The following is a 21,151-nucleotide window of genomic DNA, read 5'->3' as shown; positions in this document are numbered from 1 at the left end:
TATTCCTTAAGAGTTTTGCACCCAAGATGACAATTTTTTAGCTTGTGAGCTGGCGTTAAACTTATTTGCAACTAAGCGTTTGGCGTTAATTCCTTTGGCGTATCTCTCATAGGGATTTAATTCACAAAACTCCGTTAAAATTTTCTCCAACCCTGAAATACTCGACGGCTCACACTTAAAGCCCACCGAGTCATTAACAATTTCTTTGGCTCCCATTAATTGAGTTGTGAGCACTGGAATACCACTAGCCATAGCCTCTTTTAAAACCACCGGACCAGTATCTCTATCTCCGTTACTTGAAATGCAAAATGGCGCAACTAACGCAGAGTAATTACTGGTGTTTTTTGATAGCCACAGTGGCGTTTGCTTGCCTAAAAATCTAACTTCTTTTTCAATGCCTAACTTTTCACATAAAAACTTTAGGTCGTTCATCAAAGGGCCTTCACCAACAACATCTAAAAATATTGAGTATTTTTTATTTAATTTTTTTATTGCGGGTAGTAAAAATTGTAGTCCCTTTTTTTCAACTAAACGGCCAATAAATAATAGTTTCACAGACTCATTAAGTCGGTTAGGCGTTGCGTTAAATAAACTTAGATCAACTCCACAATGCAGCAACTCAACTTTACCCGCTTTGTATTTACCTAACTTTTCAGCCATATCTTTGCACACGGCCACGGAGAAATTACACAATGAGAGTTTCAGCCTAAGATCAGTATCATTAACGTATACGTCATGCCCGTGGCCAATCGAGGAGATACTAATGCCTGCAATTTTGCTGGCTATAATTGAGTACGCCAGAGGCGCATGCATAAAGTGGCAGTGTATGTGGGAAATACCATGTTGTTTGATTATGTCAGCAATATTTAATCCGTAGCCAAGCAGTGAAGTGACCGAGATTGAGGTAAACCTTGTTGCTGTTAATGCCGCTTTAAATGCTGCCAGCGGTTTTTTCATGGCAAACTTGGCCGCATATAACAACGATTTTTCAATAGTAATGACGTTTACACTGCTATCAAGATTGGTACAACTATTTAAATTTGCAAAGGTGATAACACTGACCTTGTGCCCAGCTCTTACTAATGCGTTTATCTCAGTTACCACAAAGGTTTCTGAGGGGATATGGAAACTCGGTACCACAATGCCAATATGTTTCATGCTCAACACTCCAAATATAACTTATGGTTATTTCGCAAGAAGCATGCCCAGTTAAAACACACCAAAAACATGATTAAAAAGTCAATTTGCGAACATCTGTTGCAAAATGCAAAGCATTAGACAAAAACCCCCTCGCAAACCTATTAAAATAATTGGCGCTGAACTTGCGTAGTACTTAGTTAGTTAATTTATAAAACTAGGATGCGGATCATGAGTATAGAAATAAGCGTTATTATCCCTAACTACAATTGTAAACAATATTTAGCCAAAGCCATTAGTAGTGTTGTTAAACAAAAAAACGTGAATTTAGAAATTATTGTGGTTGATGATGGTTCAACAGATGGTAGTGTTGAGTGGTTAAAAACCGCCCAAACAACAATTCCCCAGTTAATTGTTATAGAGCAAGAAAACACTGGCGTTGTCAATGTAAGAAATCGCGCTATTGCCGCAGCAAAAGGTGATTACATTGCTTTTTTAGACGCTGATGATTACTGGAGTGATGATAAGTTATACGAACAATTAAGCTATATGAAAGAGCACTCAGAGTGCGTTTTAAGTTTCACAAACTATATGCATATTAACGAAGAATATGAACCCATTGTCGATTGTTTTTCTTTTTGGCCTGAATTTTCAAAATTTGTTGATAAAAATAATATGGGTTATCAAAATTTAAAATGCCCAATGGATTTACTGATTTTTGCTAATGTAATTGGCACATCTTCGGTTGTGGTTAAGCGTTCAGCGATTAATTATATTGGCCGATTTGATAACCAATTAAATAGCGCTAGCGACTGGGATTGCTGGTTAAAACTTGCAAGGATCGGTGATGTTGCGTTTTCACCGCGTATCGCAATGGATTACTTGATGAGAGCGGGTTCTATTACTGCAAACCGTAAAAACAGACTCAATGCAATGAAAGAAATTGTCTCGCGTTGTAAACATGATGCTGGCTTTATGGCAAAAATAAAAGCACAAGCACGCATTTTAGAATGCTATGGTGAGTACTATCGAGAAATAGGTTCTAAATTTAAAGCCCTATCGATTGCAACTGCTGCATTCACACTTTTTCCACATAGGCGAAACCTACGTCATTTACTACATGACTTAAAAATGACCTTTGCCATTACAGTAAAATAAATCCGCATTGGTTTATTTAATCAAATAGCATGTGGTTAATCCTGCATGCTATTTTTATTAACTAACTAAGCTGAACTTTGGTTAATCATGAAGGCTCAAACTGTAACTAAGCATCTTATGATCACTTCCTGCAAGATTACTCACTATTAAGCTGTTTAACGTAAATTGCTCGTCAAAAACACAGTGATCTATGGGTAACCCGGTTAGCAGTGTCGGCTTAATATTTAAGGGCATAAAACTGCTATAAGGACTTGCTCCATAACAACTTTGTGTACTTTGCCAACTAAAATAACGTGACCAAGGGACAATATTTAAATCACCTGCAATTAGCCATGGTGTTTGCTCTTGTATTGCTGCTGCATGCAGCGCCGCGAGTAAAATATTTCTATTTTCCCAGTGCTGCTTGGTTCTTGGTGATGGTGGGTGGGCAATATACGTAGTGATAACTTCATTATTAAATAACAAGCGCAGTTTAATGTAACCTAACCTATCCCCTTGAAGTTTTACTTGTTGTCTATAAATTATAGGTAAACGCGAAATAACAACGATGCCGTAAGGGATCCCCTCTACTTCACGATAACCAAATAAACTAGCCTTGGTTAAAAAACGAGAGAGCAAATGCCGATTTAAATCACTAAACTCTTGCAGAATTAATACATCCCAAGATTGTTTTTGTAAGCGAACTAAGTGCGATTCAATAAACGGGTTACTATAATTTAAGTTTATTTGTTTTATCGAAATCGCATTTTTGGTTTGCTCACTTGGTAACGAATGCAATGGTAATAATGAACTCAAACTTATCAAGCATATAATTGATAGCGACCCACCTAAATATGTTGCTTTTATAATTAAAAGCAACATGGCAAAGCATAAGGCAATAACTAGTAATGGCATACGCAATGATACTAAAAGATCAGCGTAATAATATTGCGAAGGATTATAGGCAATCGCAATTAGCATAAACGCAGCTGCTGCGACAAAAAATTTTACTAGCCTCTTTTTTTGCAAAAGATCGCCATTGTTATCATTAAGAAACTTCAACATAAATCACTACCCTAACTAGTATAAAGAATATACCTAGGTGTATTCTTTAGCTTGATCACTTTACCGTTACTGCTTACCTTTGACTTTTACTACCTTATTTCAAACATCTGATGTTCTACTTGTGTATCAAACTGCCATGCGAATGAAAGGGGTTGAGTGCTGGTATCGTAAAACCAAATTTCTGCAATCAGCTCGATATCTTGTCTACTCATTGCAAGCGTAGTTTTTATAGATCCTTGCGATAAAGGAGCTCTAACTAAGCAGTTTCCATAATCAGCACGTAGGCTATTGGCCTTTTTTTGGCAAATATTTAAGTAAGCTCTTACGTCACCTATAGAGAGATCTACATCAATCTTTAGTTTAAATTTCGTTGATAAATCAAAACGATCATCTATCACTAAACTGGCCATTCCGGCTGAGTCGATGGTGATAGGAACGACACTCGATGGTAGTGATTCAACAGCTGCAGGTACTGCCGCAGTACTTTCGCTTTCACCACCACCACACGCAACTAAAAATGATGATAAGCATAAAATAACGGTTAATTTTTTCATTACTGTTCTCCTCTAACTGCCACATTATTGCTGTTGTAGCGATTGAACCATTGTGGATTTTGCTTTCCTGACGACTGAGCAAAATTAGCAAAGCTATCGTAGGCATCGGTTATATCTACACCTTCAAGTGGATGTAACCATTGCACTCCTACTTCAATCGCCCATGGTAGGCCGTTTTCAGTTAAGAAAAACAAACCACTTTCTTGCTGGCTCACATCATCTGCACCACTGAGATCAAACAAAGTCGCGTCAAATACTTCTGTGGGCGCTTGATTTTTCATGTGTACTTCCCAGCTGCGCGCATTTTTACCAACTAAAAAATCGCCATGATAAAAGCCCTCTGTAGCAAAAATAAAAGGGTCTAATAATGTTCCGGGGGATAATATTTTCGCTTTAGGGACTTTTAATGGGATAGTCATACTAAAAGTTACTTTGCTGTTGACGTCGCAATTACTTTCCGTTCTAAAATACTCGCACCCTGATTGCTTATTCACATGCAGCCAAGTGTCTTGCATAAAAATTAAAATAGCCTGCTCTGTGTTTGCTTCCAAAAATGAGCCTGTTTGTAGTTCGCCATTAATCACAAACCGAATGTTATCGGCATCGACTTCTCTACTTAAAATTGAGTAAGTTGTATTATTTACCGTCTCTTTAAGGCTTACCGCAAAGCCATTATGATAGGTTGCTCCTACACCAATTAACTGGCCATCAATTTTATAACCAACAACATTAGTGCCCTCAATGAGCTGAGTAGTACGGTAATTTACGACCACATCATTAAAATCATAATCACCTGCAAAAGGCCATTTATCTTCATAAGCAAGTGTCACCCAATCGTTTTCTCCTGGGTATACAGCACTAGCAAATGTTGTTATTTCATAATCTTCCACCTCACCACCTAAAACACCGCCAGTGGCAGTAATAAGCGAAGCTTCCGAGCCATCAGTTACCCTAAAACGAGCCCATGTCTGCCCAGCTTTAACATTACTAGGTACATTAATTAAAATACTGTTATCGCCTTGATTAAGTTGATATTTAGTTATTATGCGCTCACTTTCACTAAAGCCGCCATTTTGATCCCAATCAAACCATGCATATAAAAAGCTACTCGCAGAGGCGTTTACAATAATTTGGCTATCTTGACCCGCCGATATTGCCGTCACAAAGCTCACCCCATCATCTGATGCATCAACTGGGTTATTGATTAAGTCGGCATCAGTATTGATATTTTCACCATCGACTGTATCGCCTAAATAAATCAGATTACTGCCAGTGCTGTTAGGATCGAATAAATGCCTGGCTCCGCTTTGCTCTAAACTGGTGTTATAAGGTAGAGGAGCATCACCAAAATCAATCGAACTATCTGTTACCTCAACTTCGGCAATAGCACAACGAGCCCCATCGTTCTGACTTGACTTAGGGCCCGATGTAAACACATTAGCAACAGGCGTATAACCAACAACAGGACTAATACTTAAATCAACTTTGTGAATTTTTCCGCTTTTATTATTACTAAAATAAAACTGACCATTGATATCAAAATAGGCAGCACCAAATGCGCCCGTATCATCACCAATATCAACTTGAGTAATAAACTTGGTAGTATTTTCTGCAACGTTAATTTCATGCAAATCACCATTTGATTCAACTGCGTATAACAGGTTACTTTGCGGATGAAATGCAAAATCAAATATACCTAAGTTCCATGTGTCGGTTGCAGGTAGTAGCCGAGCAGTTATGGGGGCATCTAGATCATCCTCTAGATTGATTTCATATAAACCAAAATTGGGAGTATATACATAATACATCGCACTTTGATTTGCTTGCTCACCAGTCACTTGAATATCACCTACATAAAAATTAGTATCGGGTAGGCCAGTAACATTTAACCGCTTCATTTCGTAGTTGCTACCAATTTGCACCACGCTTTTAGGCGATTGTCGGCTAAAACCGTATAAGTATTGGTCTTTGTAATTAAAACCGACGGCATTCACACTTTCATTATTTGCCTCGCTAGCAAACGTCAAAGCCGATGATAAAATCGTAGGTTTAGCCGACACTAAATCTATACCGTAAAGCTGTGCCTTTGCATCCTGCATCAAAAATGCCTGACTAGGGCAATTATCGAATGGCTGGCTAAATACAGCACAAGGAAGTGAAACTAAACACGCTATGGCTAAATGGGTTAATCTCATTAGTAAGCCCTCAATCATTAAGTAACTGTACCAATGCAGGCATCATTCCAAAAAATAAAGCATTGAAATAAAACAAAATAAAATAAAGTTGAAGATGAAAGATGCAACTTGCAACGACCATTTTTGCATTATGCAACTAAGTACAAATAATCGTTAAAATGCGGGAGTTTTTTAAACAGTCATCATTGCCGTAACAAAAATACGGTTATTAATACGTTAAAATTTAATCACCTCACTAGGATACTTTCGGCAGTTGAGTAAACTTCACTAAATAAAGTACAATACCAAAATTAAGGCGGAGCTTATTAGCAGCTCTAGTCGGTTTATTTTAGGTAAAAACCCATGGCACACTCTCGCGGAAACTTATTTATTTTATCGGCACCATCTGGTGCGGGTAAATCCAGCTTAATCAATGCATTGTTAACTAAGTATAATGATATGAAAGTATCTGTATCGCATACTACTCGCTCGCCTCGTCCGGGCGAAGCAAATGGCGTGCATTACCACTTTGTAAATGTTGATGAATTCAAATCATTAATTGAAAAGAATGATTTTTTTGAATGGGCGCAAGTGTTCGATAATTACTACGGTACATCAAAGCAAGCAATTGAAGAGCAGCTTGCAGCAGGTATTGATGTATTTTTAGATATTGATTGGCAAGGTGCACGTCAAGTTCGTGATCTGGTCGCTGATGTTGAAACCATTTTTATCCTACCACCGTCAAAAGTTGAGCTTGAAGCGCGCTTAAATAATCGCGGCCAAGATTCACAAGAAATCATTGCTGGTCGCATGGCAAAAGCACAATCTGAAACGTCTCATTACAATGAATATGACTATGTCGTGGTTAACGATGATTTTGCAACTGCGCTGAAGGAAATTGAGACGATCGTATTGGCAAAACGCTTATCGCTACAAAGCCAAGCTATTCGCCATCAAGATTTACTCGTAGACTTACTGCGTTAAATCCTAATTTGGGTTCAGTAAGTATTTTATTTGTTTAAATTAACCACAAGCTATTGGCGAATCTGACTCGGTGCAGTAAACTACGTCTTTGCTTAAAAATTTATTTGGAGTGCTAAGATGGCTCGCGTAACTGTTGAAGATGCAGTAGATGCAATTGGTAATCGTTTTGATTTAATTTTAGTTGCGGCCCGTCGTGCCCGTCAAATCGCGGTCGGTGGTAAAAAGCCACTGGTTGATCCTGAAAACGATAAACCAACGGTTGTTGCTTTACGTGAAATTGAACTTGGTTTAGTAGATAGCTCATCAATGGATCTTATTGATCGTGAAGAGCAACAACATCAAGAGGCGGCTGAAATGGCTGCAGTTGCAGCTATTGTAGGCGGCAACCAATAATCTGACTTCCTTGTCTGATTTAGCCAACGGTATAGTATTTCTATTCTAGCCGTTGGCAATCCCTTCTTTTCATCGTATATTCTTAACATACCGTTACCTATTTGCTTCACGAGAACATTGGAGTGTGAATGTATCTTTTTGAAGGTCTAAAAAAGAAAATATCAGAATACTTACCTGCTGCTGATGTAGAGCTGGTACAAAAAGCCTATGTGGTAGCCCGAGAGGCCCATGAGGGTCAAACTCGCTCAAGTGGCGAACCTTACATTACTCACCCTGTTGAAGTAAGCCAAATTCTGGCTGGTATGCATTTAGATCACGAAACGTTAATGGCTGCATTAATGCATGATGTGATTGAAGACACCGACTTTAGCCAACAAGATTTAGCCGAAATTTTTGGCGAGACAGTCGCAGAATTAGTTGAGGGCGTAAGCAAACTTGATAAGCTCAGCTTTAAAGATAAAAAAGAATTCCAAGCTGAAAACTATCGAAAAATGATTATGGCAATGACACAAGATATTCGTGTTATTTTAATCAAACTTGCTGATCGTACTCATAATATGCGCACTCTTGGAGCATTACGTCCTGACAAACGTCGACGTATTGCCCGCGAAACGTTAGAGATTTATGCGCCGATTGCTAATCGTTTAGGTATTCACGATATTAAAAATGAGTTAGAGGATTTAGGTTTTCAAGCCCTCTACCCGATGCGTCATCGCGCTTTAAAGTCAGAAGTTGCCAAAGCGCGCGGCAATCGCAAAGAAGTCATTTCAAATATCCAAACCGAGATAACAGCACGCCTTGAAGAAGCTGGCATTACAGCCACTGTTTCTGGGCGCGAAAAACATTTATATAGTATTTATAAAAAAATGCTTAATAAAGAGTTACTGTTTAATGAAGTCATGGATATCTACGCATTTAGAATTGCAGTTGATTCAATGGATATCTGCTATCGGGTACTTGGCGTTGCCCATAATTTATATAAACCAATCGAAACTCGCTTTAAAGATTATATAGCAGTACCTAAAACTAATGGTTATCAATCGTTGCATACCTCATTAGTTGGTCCTCATGGGATCCCTGTTGAGATCCAGATCCGTACTCACGATATGGATCACATGGCAGATAAAGGAGTTGCTGCTCATTGGATGTATAAAAAATCCGGTGATAACGCAGGCCACACTGCACAACAACGGGCACGTCAGTGGATGCAAAGTTTGTTGGAATTACAACAAAGCGCAGGCTCATCATTTGAATTTGTTGAAAACGTTAAAACAGAGCTATTCCCAGAAGAAATTTACGTGTTCACTCCTGATGGTCGCATAGTCGAGTTACCTATGGGTGCAACCGCCGTTGATTTTGCATACGCGGTCCATACCGATGTTGGTAATACCTGTGTGGGTGCACGCGTTAACCGTAAACCTCATCCGTTAAGTAAAGCATTAGATACGGGTCAAACAGTTGAAGTGATTACCAGCTCAGGTGCGCACCCTAACGCAACGTGGTTAAACTTTATTGTTACCGGTAAAGCACGTTTAGGAATTCGCAATTACCTGAGGAGCCAACATCATGAAGAAGCTTTATTACTTGGCCGTCGCTTACTCGACTCTGCTTTAGGTGAAACGAAGTTCGATGATCTGCCTGACGAAAATATTAGTCGCGTATTAGCAGAACATGAACTCAATACTGTATTAGAGCTATTAGTTGAAATTGGCTGCGGTAATTTAATGAGCATGCTGATCGCACGCCGCTTACTGCAAAATGACAATGATGATTTAGGCGATATGACTAAAAATGCTAAAGCGACCATTATTGGTACTGAAGGCATGCTAGTTAATTATTCTAAATGTTGTCGACCAGTGCCAGGGGATGCTATCACCGCACATATAAGCCAAGGTAAAGGCATCACGGTTCACCGCCAAGAATGTAAAAATATTCGTGGCTGGGAAACTGAACGCTCCAAGTACTTGGTTGTTAAATGGGATGATAATCCAGAAAAAGAATATATTGCAGCACTGCGTGTAGAAATCATAAACCACCAAGGCGCACTCGCAAAACTAACCAATGTAATTGCTACAACCCAAGCAAACATAGTGGAAATTGCCACAGATGAAAAAGAAAGTAATTTATACGTGATAGATTTAGGGATCACCGTGAAAAACCGTGTCCATGTTGCTAATATCATGCGCCGCATTCGCGTAATGCCTGATGTGCAAAAAGTCTATCGTAAAAAATAATATAGGAAAATCATGAATAAAGCATTTATTTCTACGGATCTAGCACCTGCTGCCATCGGCACTTATAGCCAAGCAGTAAAAGTTGGTACAGCAGTTTACTTATCGGGTCAAATTCCATTAGTTCCCGCAACGATGGAAGTGATCTCTGAAGATTTCGCAGAACAAACACATCAAGTATTTAAAAATATTAGTGCGGTATGTGAAGAAGCCGGTGGCAACATCCAAGACTTGGTAAAAGTTAATATCTATTTAACTGATCTATCTAACTTTGCGACGGTAAATGAAGTAATGAGCCAATACTTCAAAGCACCTTATCCTGCCCGAGCAGCAATTGGCGTGCGCGCATTACCAAAAAACGTGCAAGTTGAAATTGACGGTATTATGGAATTGCCTTCAACAAATTAAGCTTACAGCAATACACCTAAGTATTTATACTTAGGTGTATTAACTCATCAGTCCCCTTTTCCTCGATCTTCTTGACAGTTATTCAAATCTCTAGCACTCTATCTTTATATAATTATAAAAACCTTTAACTTAAGTGTTGTAAAAGGATGATCCGTGTTTAAGCTTGCTCATAACGGTAATGTACTACTCGATGTTATAGAACATTCGCCGCCTAGTGCCGCTTTTGTTATTGAGGCTCTAGAAAAATCAACATTCTGTGAATGTCGCATAGACTATGATGCTATCAATGCTTTTTTTAAAGAGCCTAGTAGCGAACGTAGTTTAGTGGTTGCCAGTAAGCATGACGCCACACTAACTGTTACACTCAGTGATGATAAAATGTTAGCAACAGGCGAACTCACACTCGCACAAGGTGGCAAAGTTTTGGCCCTTGATCAAGCGAAACAGCAGCTGATCAAAGCTGGGGTTGCTCGGGGCTACAAACAAGCATTTTTAGAGCAGCTGCTACAAAAACAATTTGAATTACCCGCTGGCACTACCGTTAAAGGTATCCTCGCTAAAGGTCGCTTACCAGAAGACGGCAAATCATCAAAATTACTCCCTCAAGTATTAACTTTAAAAGAGCGTTTGCATACCCCGAAACTGCGCGAAGATGGCACTGTCGATATGCGCGACTTTGGCAAGTTAGCAAGTGTTGAACCCGGTACATTATTAGTTCGACAGCAACCCGCAACCCCTGGTAAAGAAGGTTTTACCGTAAAAGGCGATGTCCTTCCGGCAAAAGCTGGAGAAAGTAGCCCACTAGTTGCTGGTGAGGGCAGTGAAATATCAAAAACTAATCCTCTTGAATTAATCTCAAGTATTGCGGGCGTACCAGTCGAAATTCAAAATGGTATGCGCGTTGATGATATTTTTACGATTGGCGATGTCACAGTTAAAAGCGGCCATATAAACTTTGATGGCAGCATTATTGTCACTCATAATATAGAGCCTGGCATGAAAGTAACCGCGAAAGGCGATATAACTGTGATGGGCACGGTTGAATCCGGAGAGCTGACAGCGCAAGGTAATATCACCATTAAACAAGGTGTGATTGGCCACCAGCTAGATGATAAAACGCTTTCGTGCAAAATTATTTGTAACGGTGATATTCATTTATCTCACTCCCAATATAGCTACCTTGAAGGTAATAATATTTTTATTGAGCGCCAAGCTAGCCACTGCGCAATGAAAGCGACTAAGCTTTTACAGATAGGCCAAGCAGACAATCCACAAGGGAAGTTATTTGGTGGCGAGATCCTGGATGCCGGAATGATTATCGCTGGTGAAATTGGTAATGAATCTGGCGCTAAAATGCTCATAAACATGGTTGCTTCAGGAAAGTCTGTTACTACTGAAACCGATGAATGCCTTAAAGAATTAGCTAAAACCGATGAGCAATTAGATACCCTGCAAGCAACGCTAGAAAAGGCCGATTTAGTAAAAGATTTAGATAAGAAAAAACTATTGCTCGCTAAAATTGGAGCTACTCAGCAACATTATTGCCAACAAGCAGAGCAGCTAGAAAAACGCCTAACAACGCTAGAACAAAGTCTATATGAACTACTCGATAATGCTAATTTAGCGGTCAATAAAAAATTGCATTCTGGGGTAGAAATCCACATTTTCGATAAAGTATTAAGAACAAATCGCAGCTATCCTCCTTGTAACGTAAAACTGCAAGAAGGAAAAATAGAGATTGAATTTAAAACCAGTTGATCGCAAGCAGATAGAGACTAACAGCAAATAGTCTCTATTCTCTCGTCTACGTTATAAAATACCAGCCACTTGTTGTTTTAACTCATCCGGCCATACACTTACTTGTACTTGACCGATGTGAGGTTTTTGTAATAACAACATCGCCAATCGAGATTGACCAATGCCACCACCTATTGTCTGTGGTAATTGTTTAGCTAGTAGTTGCTTATGCCAATCAAATTCTAAACGAGCTTGGTCACCGGTAATTGCAAGCTGTGCAACTAATGCTTCTGGTGATACGCGAATACCCATTGATGAAATTTCAAAAGCATCTTCAAGCACAGGGTTCCACAGTAAAATATCACCATTTAAGCCACTGTATTGCTCGCAGGTCTGAGTCGACCAATCATCGTAGTCAGGTGCGCGTACATCATGAATCTTACCATCGGCTAATGCCCCACCAATGCCTATCAAAAACACCGCGCCATATTCTTGTGTAATCGCTTTTTCGCGCTGCTTGGCGGTAAAATCAGGGTACATTTGACGTAACTGTTCACTGTGTACAAAAGTAATATCAGCGGGTAAAAATGGTGATATAGCAAATTCATCAGCAACAAATTGCTCGGTTGCTTTTAAGCCTTTATACAAGGCTTGTACTGTTTCTTTTAATTTATCAAGAGAGCGCTCAGAACTAGCACAAATTACTTTCTCCCAATCCCACTGATCAACATAAACAGAATGGATGGGGCTTAATGACTCTTCATCCGGGCGCAATGCTTTCATATGTGTGTATAAACCTTCACCAATTGCAAAGCCGTGATCAGCTAGTGTTTTTCGCTTCCATTTTGCCAAAGAGTGAACCACTTCAAATTGACTCGCTGGAATAGTTTTAACTTTTACCGCAACCGCATTTTCAGTGCCACTTAGGTTATCTTGGATACCATCGCCTACTTTAGCCAGAATAGGCGCTTGTACTTCAATTAACCCTAGCTGTTGTTCTAGCTGGTGTGAAAAATACTGTTTAACTTTACTAATTTGCAGCTGTTGCTGGACAAAGTGTGAACTCATAATAATTGGCCTCATTCCCAGTTATTGTTACTTGTATAAATGCATGATTGCACTATGAGCAACCATGTCGTTAAAGCAATCCTCAATCATTTTGCACTTTAATTCAATAACCAATAACAAAAACACCTTTAACATATTAATTTGATTAATTTAGTGGTATAAAAAATGATGATTCAATAATTTAAAGATGATATTTATATGGAAAATTATCAAATCGATAATCTTGATAAACAGATCCTCCACGCATTAATGGATAATGCTCGCACAGCCTATGCAGAATTAGCCAAACGGTTCGCCGTTAGCGCAGGTACAATTCATGTACGGATTGAAAAAATGAAACAAGCGGGGATCATTACAGGCACCCAAGTTAGCGTCAATGCCAAGCAGTTAGGCTACGATGTGTGTTGTTTTATTGGCATCAACCTCAATAATGCTCGAGACTACCCACAAACCTTATTGCATCTAAAGGAACTTGAAGAAGTCGTTGAGGCTTATTACACAACCGGTAACTACAGTATTTTTATTAAGGTAATGACCCGTTCAATTGATCATTTACAAGATGTATTGATCAATAAGATTCAAGCTATCGAAGCTATTCAGTCAACCGAAACGCTAATATCACTGCAAAACCCAATTAGCCGCTCAGTAATGCCTTAAGACGGTAATTCCCGTATAATAGCGGCAATTTTATGAGTTCAGACAAGGCTAAAAATGGAAAACACCCGCTATCATCGCATTAAACACGTACTAGATCGTCGTCAAACCGATTTAACCGTGTGCTTAGAAGATGTGCACAAACACCATAACTTGTCTGCAATTGTTCGCAGCGCTGATGCTGTGGGTTGCCATAATGTTCATGCAGTATGGCCACAAAACCAAAAATGGCTCACCAATAATACCTCTGGGGGCAGTAAAAATTGGATCGCAACTCACTTACATAAAGATATCGACAGCGCTGTGGCTATGATGCGCCAGCATAATCCGCAAGTACAAATACTCGCTACTAACTTATGCCCTGATGCTGTTGACTACCGTGAGATTGATTATACTCTGCCAACAGCCATTATTGTCGGCCAAGAAAAAACCGGGATCTCTCCACAAGCACTTGCCCACGCAGATAAAAACATTATTATTCCAATGCAAGGTATGGCGCAGTCTCTGAATGTGTCTGTGGCCGCTGCACTGATATTATTTGAGGCACAAAACCAACGTCTGCAAGCTGGCTTATATGAGCGCACTATGCTGGATGAGAGCATAAAACATAAGATGCTATTTGAAGGTTGCCATCCAATCATTGCACAAAAATGCAAAGAAAAATCGCAACCCTATCCAGCCCTCGATGAAAATGGTGAAATCATCGCTGATGATGAGTTTTGGCACAAATTAAAACATGCTTGATGACAAGCCTGTTCGCACGTAAACTAAAAAGTATCTAAAAATGAAAGATTTGAGCGTATTGTGTCAAAGCCAACTTTAAGCCGCTACCCAATCACTGACCTCAAAGGCGTTGGTCCAAAGATGGCCGAGCGGCTAAAAAAACTCGGCATTAGCACAGTGCAAGATATGCTCTTTCATCTACCGCTTCGATATGAAGACCGCACCCGTATTTATGCTATCAGTGATTTAGCTGTGCATAGTCATGTCAGTATTGAAGCCACCATAGAAACCAGCCAAATTACCTTTGGTAAACGTAAAATGCTCGTTTGCCAAGTTAACGATGGTACTGGACGACTCACCCTGCGATTTTTTAATTTTACTGCAGCACAAAAGAATACCTTAAGTAGCGGTAAGGTGATCCGCTGTTTTGGCGAGGTACGACGTGGCAGAGTGGGTTATGAAATGACTCATCCTGAATACAGCCTCAGCGATACACCGAGCGAACAACCAACAGCGACCACACTAACGCCTGTTTACTCGACAACGGAAGGGTTAAAACAACTGTCGATCCGTGCATTAAGTGATCAGGCGATTGCATTACTTGAAAAATATCAGGTAGAAGAGTTATTGCCAGTGCAATTCCAACACGCTGGTATGGATTTAACTCAAGCACTGCTACTTTTACATCGCCCCGCTAATGATGTAGATATCACCGCATTAGAGCAAGGCCTGCACCCGGCTCAACAACGTTTAGTGTTTGAAGAGTTACTGGCGCAAAATTTGAGCTTATTAAAATTACGTCAACAAGGACAGCAAGTAAAAGCAGTTGCTCTGAACCCTATTAATCATCTGGAGCATGATTTTTTAGCGCAGCTCCCCTTTGCTCCAACCAACGCGCAAAACAAAGTCGTCGCTGAAATAAAAAACGATTTGCAGTCTCCTTATCCAATGATGCGCTTAGTACAAGGCGATGTTGGCTCAGGTAAAACCCTCGTTGCGGCACTGAGCGCCTTAACAGCTATCGCACAGGGCTATCAGGTGGCATTAATGGCACCCACCGAAATTCTGTCAGAACAACATGGCATTACTTTCGAAAATTGGTTTACGGCTTTAGGTATAACTACAGCATGGCTCGGTGGTAAAACCAAAGGAAAAGAACGCAGCGCAACGCTTGAAAAAATAGCATCAGGTGAAGCGCAAATGATTGTTGGGACTCATGCGTTATTTCAAGAACAAGTAACATTTAATAACCTAGTGCTTATTATTATTGACGAACAACACCGCTTTGGCGTCCATCAGCGCTTATCGCTACGAGAAAAAGGCCGTTTTGGTGATTGCTATCCCCATCAACTGGTTATGACAGCAACACCGATCCCACGTACACTGGCGATGACAGCTTATGCCGATTTAGAAACGTCCGTGATTGATGAGTTGCCACCAGGACGTACCCCAATTAAAACCATTGCACTACCTGATACGCGTCGTGATGAAATTATTGCTCGTGTAAAAACAGCCTGTACCGAGCAAGGTCGTCAAGTATATTGGGTATGCACCTTAATTGATGAATCGGAAGCATTGCAATGCCAAGCAGCAGAAGATAGCGCACTGCAATTAACTCATGCACTGCCAGAGTTAACTATAGGATTAGTTCATGGCCGTATGAAAGCAGCAGAAAAGCAAGCTATTATGAGCGAGTTCAAAGCTGGAAAGATTCATATATTAGTGGCGACAACGGTCATTGAAGTCGGTGTAGATGTGCCGAATGCCAGTTTGATCATCATTGAGAATCCTGAACGGCTTGGCCTTGCACAATTACATCAGTTACGTGGGCGAGTTGGTCGTGGTGCAATCGCATCCCATTGTGTGCTTTTATACCACGCACCGCTGTCTCATACTGCACAAAAACGTTTGGCTGTTCTAAGAGATAGCAATGATGGTTTTGTAATTGCAGAACGTGATTTGGAAATTCGTGGTCCAGGTGAAGTGCTCGGCACTAAACAAACAGGCTTAGCGGAATTTAAAATTGCTGACTTAACCAGAGATAAGCACACACTCAACTTAGTCAGACCTATCGCACTACAAATGCTCCGCCAGTATCCTGAACAAGTAGAACAACTAATCAATCGCTGGCTTGCGGGTAAATCAGTGTATGCACAAGCTTAATAGTAAAAAACCTTACAGCAATAAGTAAGGCTTTTTCAACGGTCTAAAGACTAAAACTTGTATTCCATGCCAACACCTAAGTAATCTTGATCAACATTGCTGTCCATATCAAAATTAGTGTAGAAGGCAAATAACGTGGTGTTTTTGCTCAAGGAGTGATCAACACCTGCAGAGATGGCAGACTTTTTATCACCCGCATCAAAATCCATTACTTGGTATTGAACTTTAAATGTATTGCTATCAAGAGTGTAAGCCGCATTAACTAAATAACCATCGGCATCACCGCTACCATCCACTTTTTCTTGGCTTTGGTACATTGCACCTAATTTAAAATCAGCTACCTTCCCTTGCACGGTAGCGCGTACAACATCATAACCATTAACTTCACTGTCGGCAGCAACTGATGCATAAACATTGCTTTTCTTCAGTCCAGCATCGCCATAAGTAAGTGCTAATGAATAACCGCTATCGCCTTCACTGTCTTTTTCTGCAACGTAAGTTGCAAGCACTTTAAAGCCACTTAAATCCTTTGATGAATAAGTAACCGTATCACTAAGTCGGTTTTCACCTTTAAATAAATTTTTGATATCACCTTCAAGGTTATCAAATAAATCCAACTTTCCTTGTGATTGCTTTAAAGCAGTATCATTACGGCCAATCACTAATTGACCAAATCCACCTTTTAAACCAACGTATTGATTACGTGATGTAACCGTGTCTTTTGAATCATCAGAAACATTAACTTGAAATTCGAACTTATAAATAGCTTCTAAGCCATCACTGATGTTTTCAGAACCTTTAAAACCAATTCGCGATGCATTGCTTTTAATTTCGCTGAATGACCCTTCACCGTCATCCGAAGATTGCACAGATACATTCGCTTTACCATACACATCAACATCAGCAAACGCAGAAAAAGATAAACCACTTAACACAGCTAGTAATAAGCTCGACTTTGCAAATTTCATATTATTTCCTCAATAAACGCAACAGACTAATTTTTAATTCGCTGCATTTTGCCTGTGGTAAATGACAGAAATATTACAACAGAAACATTTATGACTCATATTATTCATAAAAAGGAACAACAAAAGACATCAAATCAACATAAAACTGTCATATATAGCTTACTTAGCACTAAATTCACTGCTTATTGTTGGTGTTAATTCCAGTAATAAATTAACCAACGTCTCAAGCAAGGGTTTTTGTTCATTATCTCTGTGATAAGCGACAAAAATATCCCGAGAAGTATGTTCCACATCAGACACTCGATGTAGCTCCCCTTTATCTATATGGCTTTTCGCTAAAACTTCAGGAATAAATGCACTACCTCCACATTGTAGTATCAAATCTAATGCAATGCGTCCTGTGCTGGTGCGAAAATATGGTGGAGTGTGACCAGTAAATTGCCGTGCATGCCAAAGAGAGAAGGTAGTTCCCCAGTCAACATAGACATATTGATTATCAAAAAAGTTTTCATTCGCAGCTCCTTCAAATGCACTGATAGGTATAATTGGCAAGGTGCAAATACGCTCAACTACTAATTCATCCACTTTTGGTGGATCAAATAAAATAGCTAGGTCTAAGGTGCGCTCTAATAATAACCGTGTGCTTTCTTGTTGTGCTTTAACTTCAGCCACCAGCGATACCCCTGGCATTGCAGAAACAATATTAGTGATACCAAACTGTAAAAAAGCATCCCAAATATTAGGCGTCCCTGCTAAACTCACTTGCTTATGCATATTATCCGCAAGAGCAACATCGACTTTAGCCCGTTGCATACCAGTAATAATCATTTGCGCATGGGGTAATAAGCGCTCCCCTGGTGCAGTCAATTGGATGTTATTACGTTGGCGGATAAATAAATTAACCCCTAGTCCTTGTTCTAATTGACGAATTCGAAAACTCACCGCAGACTGCGTAATGTAAAGGTTTTCAGCCGCTTTACCAAAGTGACGAGTACGTACCACTTCGACAAAGGTTTTCAATAAATCTATATCCAATTATTTATCCTCACGATAAAAATTTTTTGTTTAATAAATTGCGCAACTTGATCCATACTCCAGCTTGAAAATAGGGTATGAGGAAACAGCCATGAGCAATGATATTTCACTACTTCGCCAAGCATTTGTAAGCCAACGTCAGTTTTATGATGATCAAAACTTTCCGCGCGGATTCGGCCGCAGCGGTAATTTTACCTTACTAGAAGCCAGTATCCTTGAACAACACGGTGTTGTTCTAAAAGGGTTATATAATAAAACCCTTGAACCACAAAATGAAATCCAAGAACAATTTTTTGCCGTTGTCTCTGGTAATCAAGAACCAACCAACGCAATTGAACGTGCGTGGATTAAATACCTAAAGCTAACGACGTGTAAAGCAAAGTTTCATACTCTGTTTGGGCGTTCTAAAATTTCAAGTCCTGCACCACAAAATCCAGACTACTATTCGGAGTCTGATAGTTTATAAAAGTAATGGTGTTATTTGCTTTTTCGTGTTTTAACAGTTACAACTTGTATAACTGAACAAACTTGGCCATGCCAAAAACAAGGTGTTACGTGACACGAAAAATACTCATCATTGAAGATACGCCAACTATAGCGCGAGTGCAAAAGCACATTGCAATTAAAGTTGGCTATGATGCAGATATAGCCTGTTCCTTAGCGCAAGCAAAAGAGTTAATTAGTAAAAATAACTATTTTTGCGCTGTAGTAGACTTTATTCTACCTGACGCACCACAAGGCGAGGCTGTACCCTGCACTATTGAAGCTCAAATTCCTACTATAGTAATGACCGGCAATATAGATGCAAAGACCCGTGATACCGTCGAAAAATATCCAATAATTGATTACATCACTAAAGAGAACAAGCAAGCCTACCATTATTTAGAAAAGCAACTACAGCGCTTACCTCGCAACGAAAACGTTAAAGTCTTAGTCGTCGATGACTCACCATCAGCACGACTACATATATGCAGCTTGCTTAAACGTCATAAATATCAAATATTACAAGCCTGTGATGGCATTGAAGCACTTGCAGTGCTCGAACAAACACCTGATATAGCAGTTATAATTGCAGATAACGAAATGCCTAACATGAATGGTGATGAGTTATGTGGTGAAATTCGTCGCTTATACAGTAATGATGAAAAAGCAATAATCGGTATTTCCGGCTCAAATGCAGCGCATCTTTCGGCGCGTTTTTTGAAAAATGGCGCAAACGACTATTTACGTAAACCATTTAATAACGAGGAATTTTATTGCCGTTTGAGCCAGAACGTTGACATGCTGGAACAAATTGCCACCATTCGCTTACAAGCGAACACTGACTATTTAACTAAACTACCTAATCGTCGCTACTTCTTTGAAGAGACCACAAAATCATTAAAACAACTGCAGAAAAAAGAGTTAATTCCCTCTTTGGCGATGCTCGATATTGACCATTTCAAAGCAATCAATGATACCTATGGCCACGATGCTGGTGATGAAGTACTAAAAGGACTTTCAATTTGTTTTGCAAAATACTTTACAAAAGACTTGGCGGCTCGTTTAGGCGGTGAAGAGTTTGCTGTGTATTTTAATGACACAAATAAAGATGAAATATTAAAACGTCTGGATAATTTTCGTCACTTTGTTGAGCTCAATAGCCCTGAATTTAGCAAAGAAAAAATTCAATTTACGCTCTCTATTGGTTACGCACACGGGCCTGTTTATCAAATTGATGAATTATTAAAACAGGCCGATATTAAGCTTTATGAAGCCAAAGAAACTGGCCGCAATAAAGTCATTGCTTAAACAGGCTTAGTGGGTGCAGGGATATTTTCACGTTTACGCTTTTGTGATTGTCGATAGGAATCCCAACTAAAGATAGCCAGCGCACTCCAAATACAAGCAAATGTTACTATTCGTTCAGGACTAAATACTTCACCATAAAATACCACCGCCAACACAAACATTAAACTTGGCCCAATATATTGGAAAAACCCTAAGGTAGTATACTGCAATCGCTTGGCAGCACCTGTAAAGCAAAGTAGTGGCAGTGTGGTAATAACGCCTGCACTGATCAACAATACATTAGTATGCCAATCATTCGCTACGAAATCAGAGCTATTCGATGGCGCCATTAACCACCAATATACTAAAGCAACTGGCAATAATATTAATGCCTCTAGTAGTAACCCCGGCAATGATTCGATAGGTAACTTTTTACGAAGTAAGCCATACACCGCAAATGACCCTGCTAATGAAAGTGCGACCACCGGAAATGAGCCAAAACTAATAACTTGGATCACCACACCAAATAACGCCAGAGCAACCGCTAGCGCTTGCCATTTGCGTAGTTTTTCACTTAAAAAAAGCATACCTAGCAGTACGTTTAATAACGGATTGATATAATAACCAAGACTTGCATCAAGCATATGATCATTATTAACCGCCCAAATAAATAGCCCCCAGTTAAAGCCAAGTAAGGTGGCCGTAATAACCAGCATAGCAATGAGTTTAGGGTGTTTAAGTACATGCTGTACTTTATGCCATTGATTCATTACTGCAACAATGATGACGATGAATAATACCGACCAAACCACACGATGCATCAGTATTTCAAAAGCTGATATATGCTGTAGTAATTTAAAATAAATAGGTGCTAAGCCCCACATAAAAAAAGCCATACAGGCTAAGATAACACCTTTACGCTGTTCAGGATTAGTTGGCATAGATTGTTT

The 21,151-nt window shown here is 39.6% G+C and carries 19 protein-coding genes; 11 read left to right on the top strand and 8 right to left on the bottom strand.

Features of this window, described 5'->3' with window-relative positions; translation table 11 throughout:
- Positions 1 to 6 precede the first annotated feature (6 nt).
- Positions 7 to 1,158: a glycosyltransferase gene (locus tag H5154_RS09215; RefSeq protein WP_149980659.1), complete on the bottom strand. Its 1,152-nt coding sequence runs from the start codon at positions 1,156 to 1,158 to the stop codon at positions 7 to 9.
- 210 nt (positions 1,159 to 1,368) lie between these two features.
- On the opposite strand from H5154_RS09215, the gene H5154_RS09210 reads away from it, so the two are divergent.
- Positions 1,369 to 2,295 (top strand): glycosyltransferase family 2 protein, encoded by a 927-nt coding sequence (locus tag H5154_RS09210; RefSeq protein ID WP_182718087.1) that lies wholly within the window; start codon positions 1,369 to 1,371, stop codon positions 2,293 to 2,295.
- 81 nt (positions 2,296 to 2,376) lie between these two features.
- Here the strand turns inward: H5154_RS09210 and H5154_RS09205 are convergent, their stop codons facing one another.
- From H5154_RS09205 to H5154_RS09195, 3 genes are all read right to left on the bottom strand, one after another.
- Positions 2,377 to 3,339 carry an endonuclease/exonuclease/phosphatase family protein gene (locus tag H5154_RS09205; protein ID WP_259398483.1) on the bottom strand — a complete coding sequence of 321 codons (963 nt, stop codon included), beginning with the start codon at positions 3,337 to 3,339 and terminating at the stop codon, positions 2,377 to 2,379.
- A gap of 89 nt (positions 3,340 to 3,428) precedes the next feature.
- Positions 3,429 to 3,893 (bottom strand): hypothetical protein, encoded by a 465-nt coding sequence (locus H5154_RS09200; protein ID WP_182718086.1) that lies wholly within the window; start codon positions 3,891 to 3,893, stop codon positions 3,429 to 3,431.
- A complete protein-coding gene (locus H5154_RS09195; RefSeq protein ID WP_182718085.1) occupies positions 3,893 to 6,088 on the bottom strand; it encodes an LruC domain-containing protein in 2,196 nt (731 codons plus the stop codon). The genes H5154_RS09200 and H5154_RS09195 overlap by 1 nt, the downstream gene beginning before the upstream one ends.
- Before the next feature lie 342 nt (positions 6,089 to 6,430).
- On the opposite strand from H5154_RS09195, the gene gmk reads away from it, so the two are divergent.
- The 5 genes from gmk to H5154_RS09170 all read left to right on the top strand — a co-directional run bounded on the left by gmk (position 6,431) and on the right by H5154_RS09170 (position 11,841).
- Positions 6,431 to 7,051, top strand: a complete 621-nt coding sequence (gene gmk, locus H5154_RS09190) for a guanylate kinase (RefSeq protein ID WP_182718084.1) — start codon at positions 6,431 to 6,433, stop codon at positions 7,049 to 7,051.
- Positions 7,052 to 7,168: 117 nt separating this feature from the next.
- On the top strand, positions 7,169 to 7,444 hold the full coding sequence (gene rpoZ / locus H5154_RS09185; RefSeq protein ID WP_064667923.1) for a DNA-directed RNA polymerase subunit omega: 276 nt from the start codon (positions 7,169 to 7,171) through the stop codon (positions 7,442 to 7,444).
- A gap of 128 nt (positions 7,445 to 7,572) precedes the next feature.
- Entirely contained in the window at positions 7,573 to 9,678 is a 2,106-nt protein-coding gene (gene spoT / locus H5154_RS09180; protein ID WP_182718083.1) for a bifunctional GTP diphosphokinase/guanosine-3',5'-bis pyrophosphate 3'-pyrophosphohydrolase, read from the top strand.
- Between the two features lie 12 nt (positions 9,679 to 9,690).
- Entirely contained in the window at positions 9,691 to 10,083 is a 393-nt protein-coding gene (locus H5154_RS09175; protein ID WP_145237101.1) for a RidA family protein, read from the top strand.
- 153 nt (positions 10,084 to 10,236) lie between these two features.
- Positions 10,237 to 11,841: a DUF342 domain-containing protein gene (locus tag H5154_RS09170; RefSeq protein WP_149980653.1), complete on the top strand. Its 1,605-nt coding sequence runs from the start codon at positions 10,237 to 10,239 to the stop codon at positions 11,839 to 11,841.
- A 51-nt stretch (positions 11,842 to 11,892) separates the two neighbouring features.
- Here H5154_RS09170 and asnA read toward each other — a convergent pair whose 3' ends face one another.
- Positions 11,893 to 12,888: an aspartate--ammonia ligase gene (asnA, locus tag H5154_RS09165; RefSeq protein WP_182718082.1), complete on the bottom strand. Its 996-nt coding sequence runs from the start codon at positions 12,886 to 12,888 to the stop codon at positions 11,893 to 11,895.
- 198 nt (positions 12,889 to 13,086) lie between these two features.
- Here asnA and asnC point away from each other — a divergent pair, with 198 nt between their 5' ends.
- From asnC to recG, 3 genes are read left to right on the top strand one after another with little or no spacing between them, the layout of a single operon-like run.
- The gene (gene asnC, locus H5154_RS09160) at positions 13,087 to 13,545 is read left to right on the top strand and encodes a transcriptional regulator AsnC (RefSeq protein ID WP_145237092.1); all 459 of its coding nucleotides are present in this window, start codon (positions 13,087 to 13,089) and stop codon (positions 13,543 to 13,545) included.
- 54 nt (positions 13,546 to 13,599) lie between these two features.
- Positions 13,600 to 14,286 carry a tRNA (guanosine(18)-2'-O)-methyltransferase TrmH gene (gene trmH / locus H5154_RS09155; protein ID WP_145237089.1) on the top strand — a complete coding sequence of 229 codons (687 nt, stop codon included), beginning with the start codon at positions 13,600 to 13,602 and terminating at the stop codon, positions 14,284 to 14,286.
- Between the two features lie 60 nt (positions 14,287 to 14,346).
- On the top strand, positions 14,347 to 16,428 hold the full coding sequence (gene recG / locus H5154_RS09150) for an ATP-dependent DNA helicase RecG (protein ID WP_182718081.1): 2,082 nt from the start codon (positions 14,347 to 14,349) through the stop codon (positions 16,426 to 16,428).
- Positions 16,429 to 16,478: 50 nt separating this feature from the next.
- Here recG and H5154_RS09145 read toward each other — a convergent pair whose 3' ends face one another.
- Together H5154_RS09145 and H5154_RS09140 are read right to left on the bottom strand one after the other, a co-directional pair.
- Positions 16,479 to 17,396 (bottom strand): porin, encoded by a 918-nt coding sequence (locus H5154_RS09145; RefSeq protein WP_182718080.1) that lies wholly within the window; start codon positions 17,394 to 17,396, stop codon positions 16,479 to 16,481.
- Positions 17,397 to 17,555: 159 nt separating this feature from the next.
- Complete coding sequence (locus tag H5154_RS09140) at positions 17,556 to 18,431, bottom strand: LysR family transcriptional regulator (RefSeq protein ID WP_149980649.1); 876 nt, start codon at positions 18,429 to 18,431, stop codon at positions 17,556 to 17,558.
- 91 nt (positions 18,432 to 18,522) lie between these two features.
- Here H5154_RS09140 and H5154_RS09135 point away from each other — a divergent pair, with 91 nt between their 5' ends.
- Together H5154_RS09135 and H5154_RS09130 are read left to right on the top strand one after the other, a co-directional pair.
- Positions 18,523 to 18,897: a DUF413 domain-containing protein gene (locus H5154_RS09135; protein ID WP_145237075.1), complete on the top strand. Its 375-nt coding sequence runs from the start codon at positions 18,523 to 18,525 to the stop codon at positions 18,895 to 18,897.
- An 89-nt stretch (positions 18,898 to 18,986) separates the two neighbouring features.
- Complete coding sequence (locus H5154_RS09130; RefSeq protein WP_182718079.1) at positions 18,987 to 20,222, top strand: response regulator; 1,236 nt, start codon at positions 18,987 to 18,989, stop codon at positions 20,220 to 20,222.
- On the opposite strand, the gene rarD is transcribed toward H5154_RS09130, so the two are convergent.
- Positions 20,219 to 21,142, bottom strand: coding sequence for an EamA family transporter RarD (rarD, locus tag H5154_RS09125; RefSeq protein ID WP_182718078.1), 924 nt, complete (start codon positions 21,140 to 21,142; stop codon positions 20,219 to 20,221). The genes H5154_RS09130 and rarD overlap by 4 nt on opposite strands.
- Positions 21,143 to 21,151: the final 9 nt, after the last annotated feature.

This window comes from Pseudoalteromonas sp. SR44-5, assembly GCF_014163675.1.
Lineage (GTDB): Bacteria > Pseudomonadota > Gammaproteobacteria > Enterobacterales > Alteromonadaceae > Pseudoalteromonas > Pseudoalteromonas rhizosphaerae.
The sequence above is the reverse complement of the archived record's forward strand: the minus strand, read 5'-3'. Positions and strand labels throughout refer to the sequence as shown.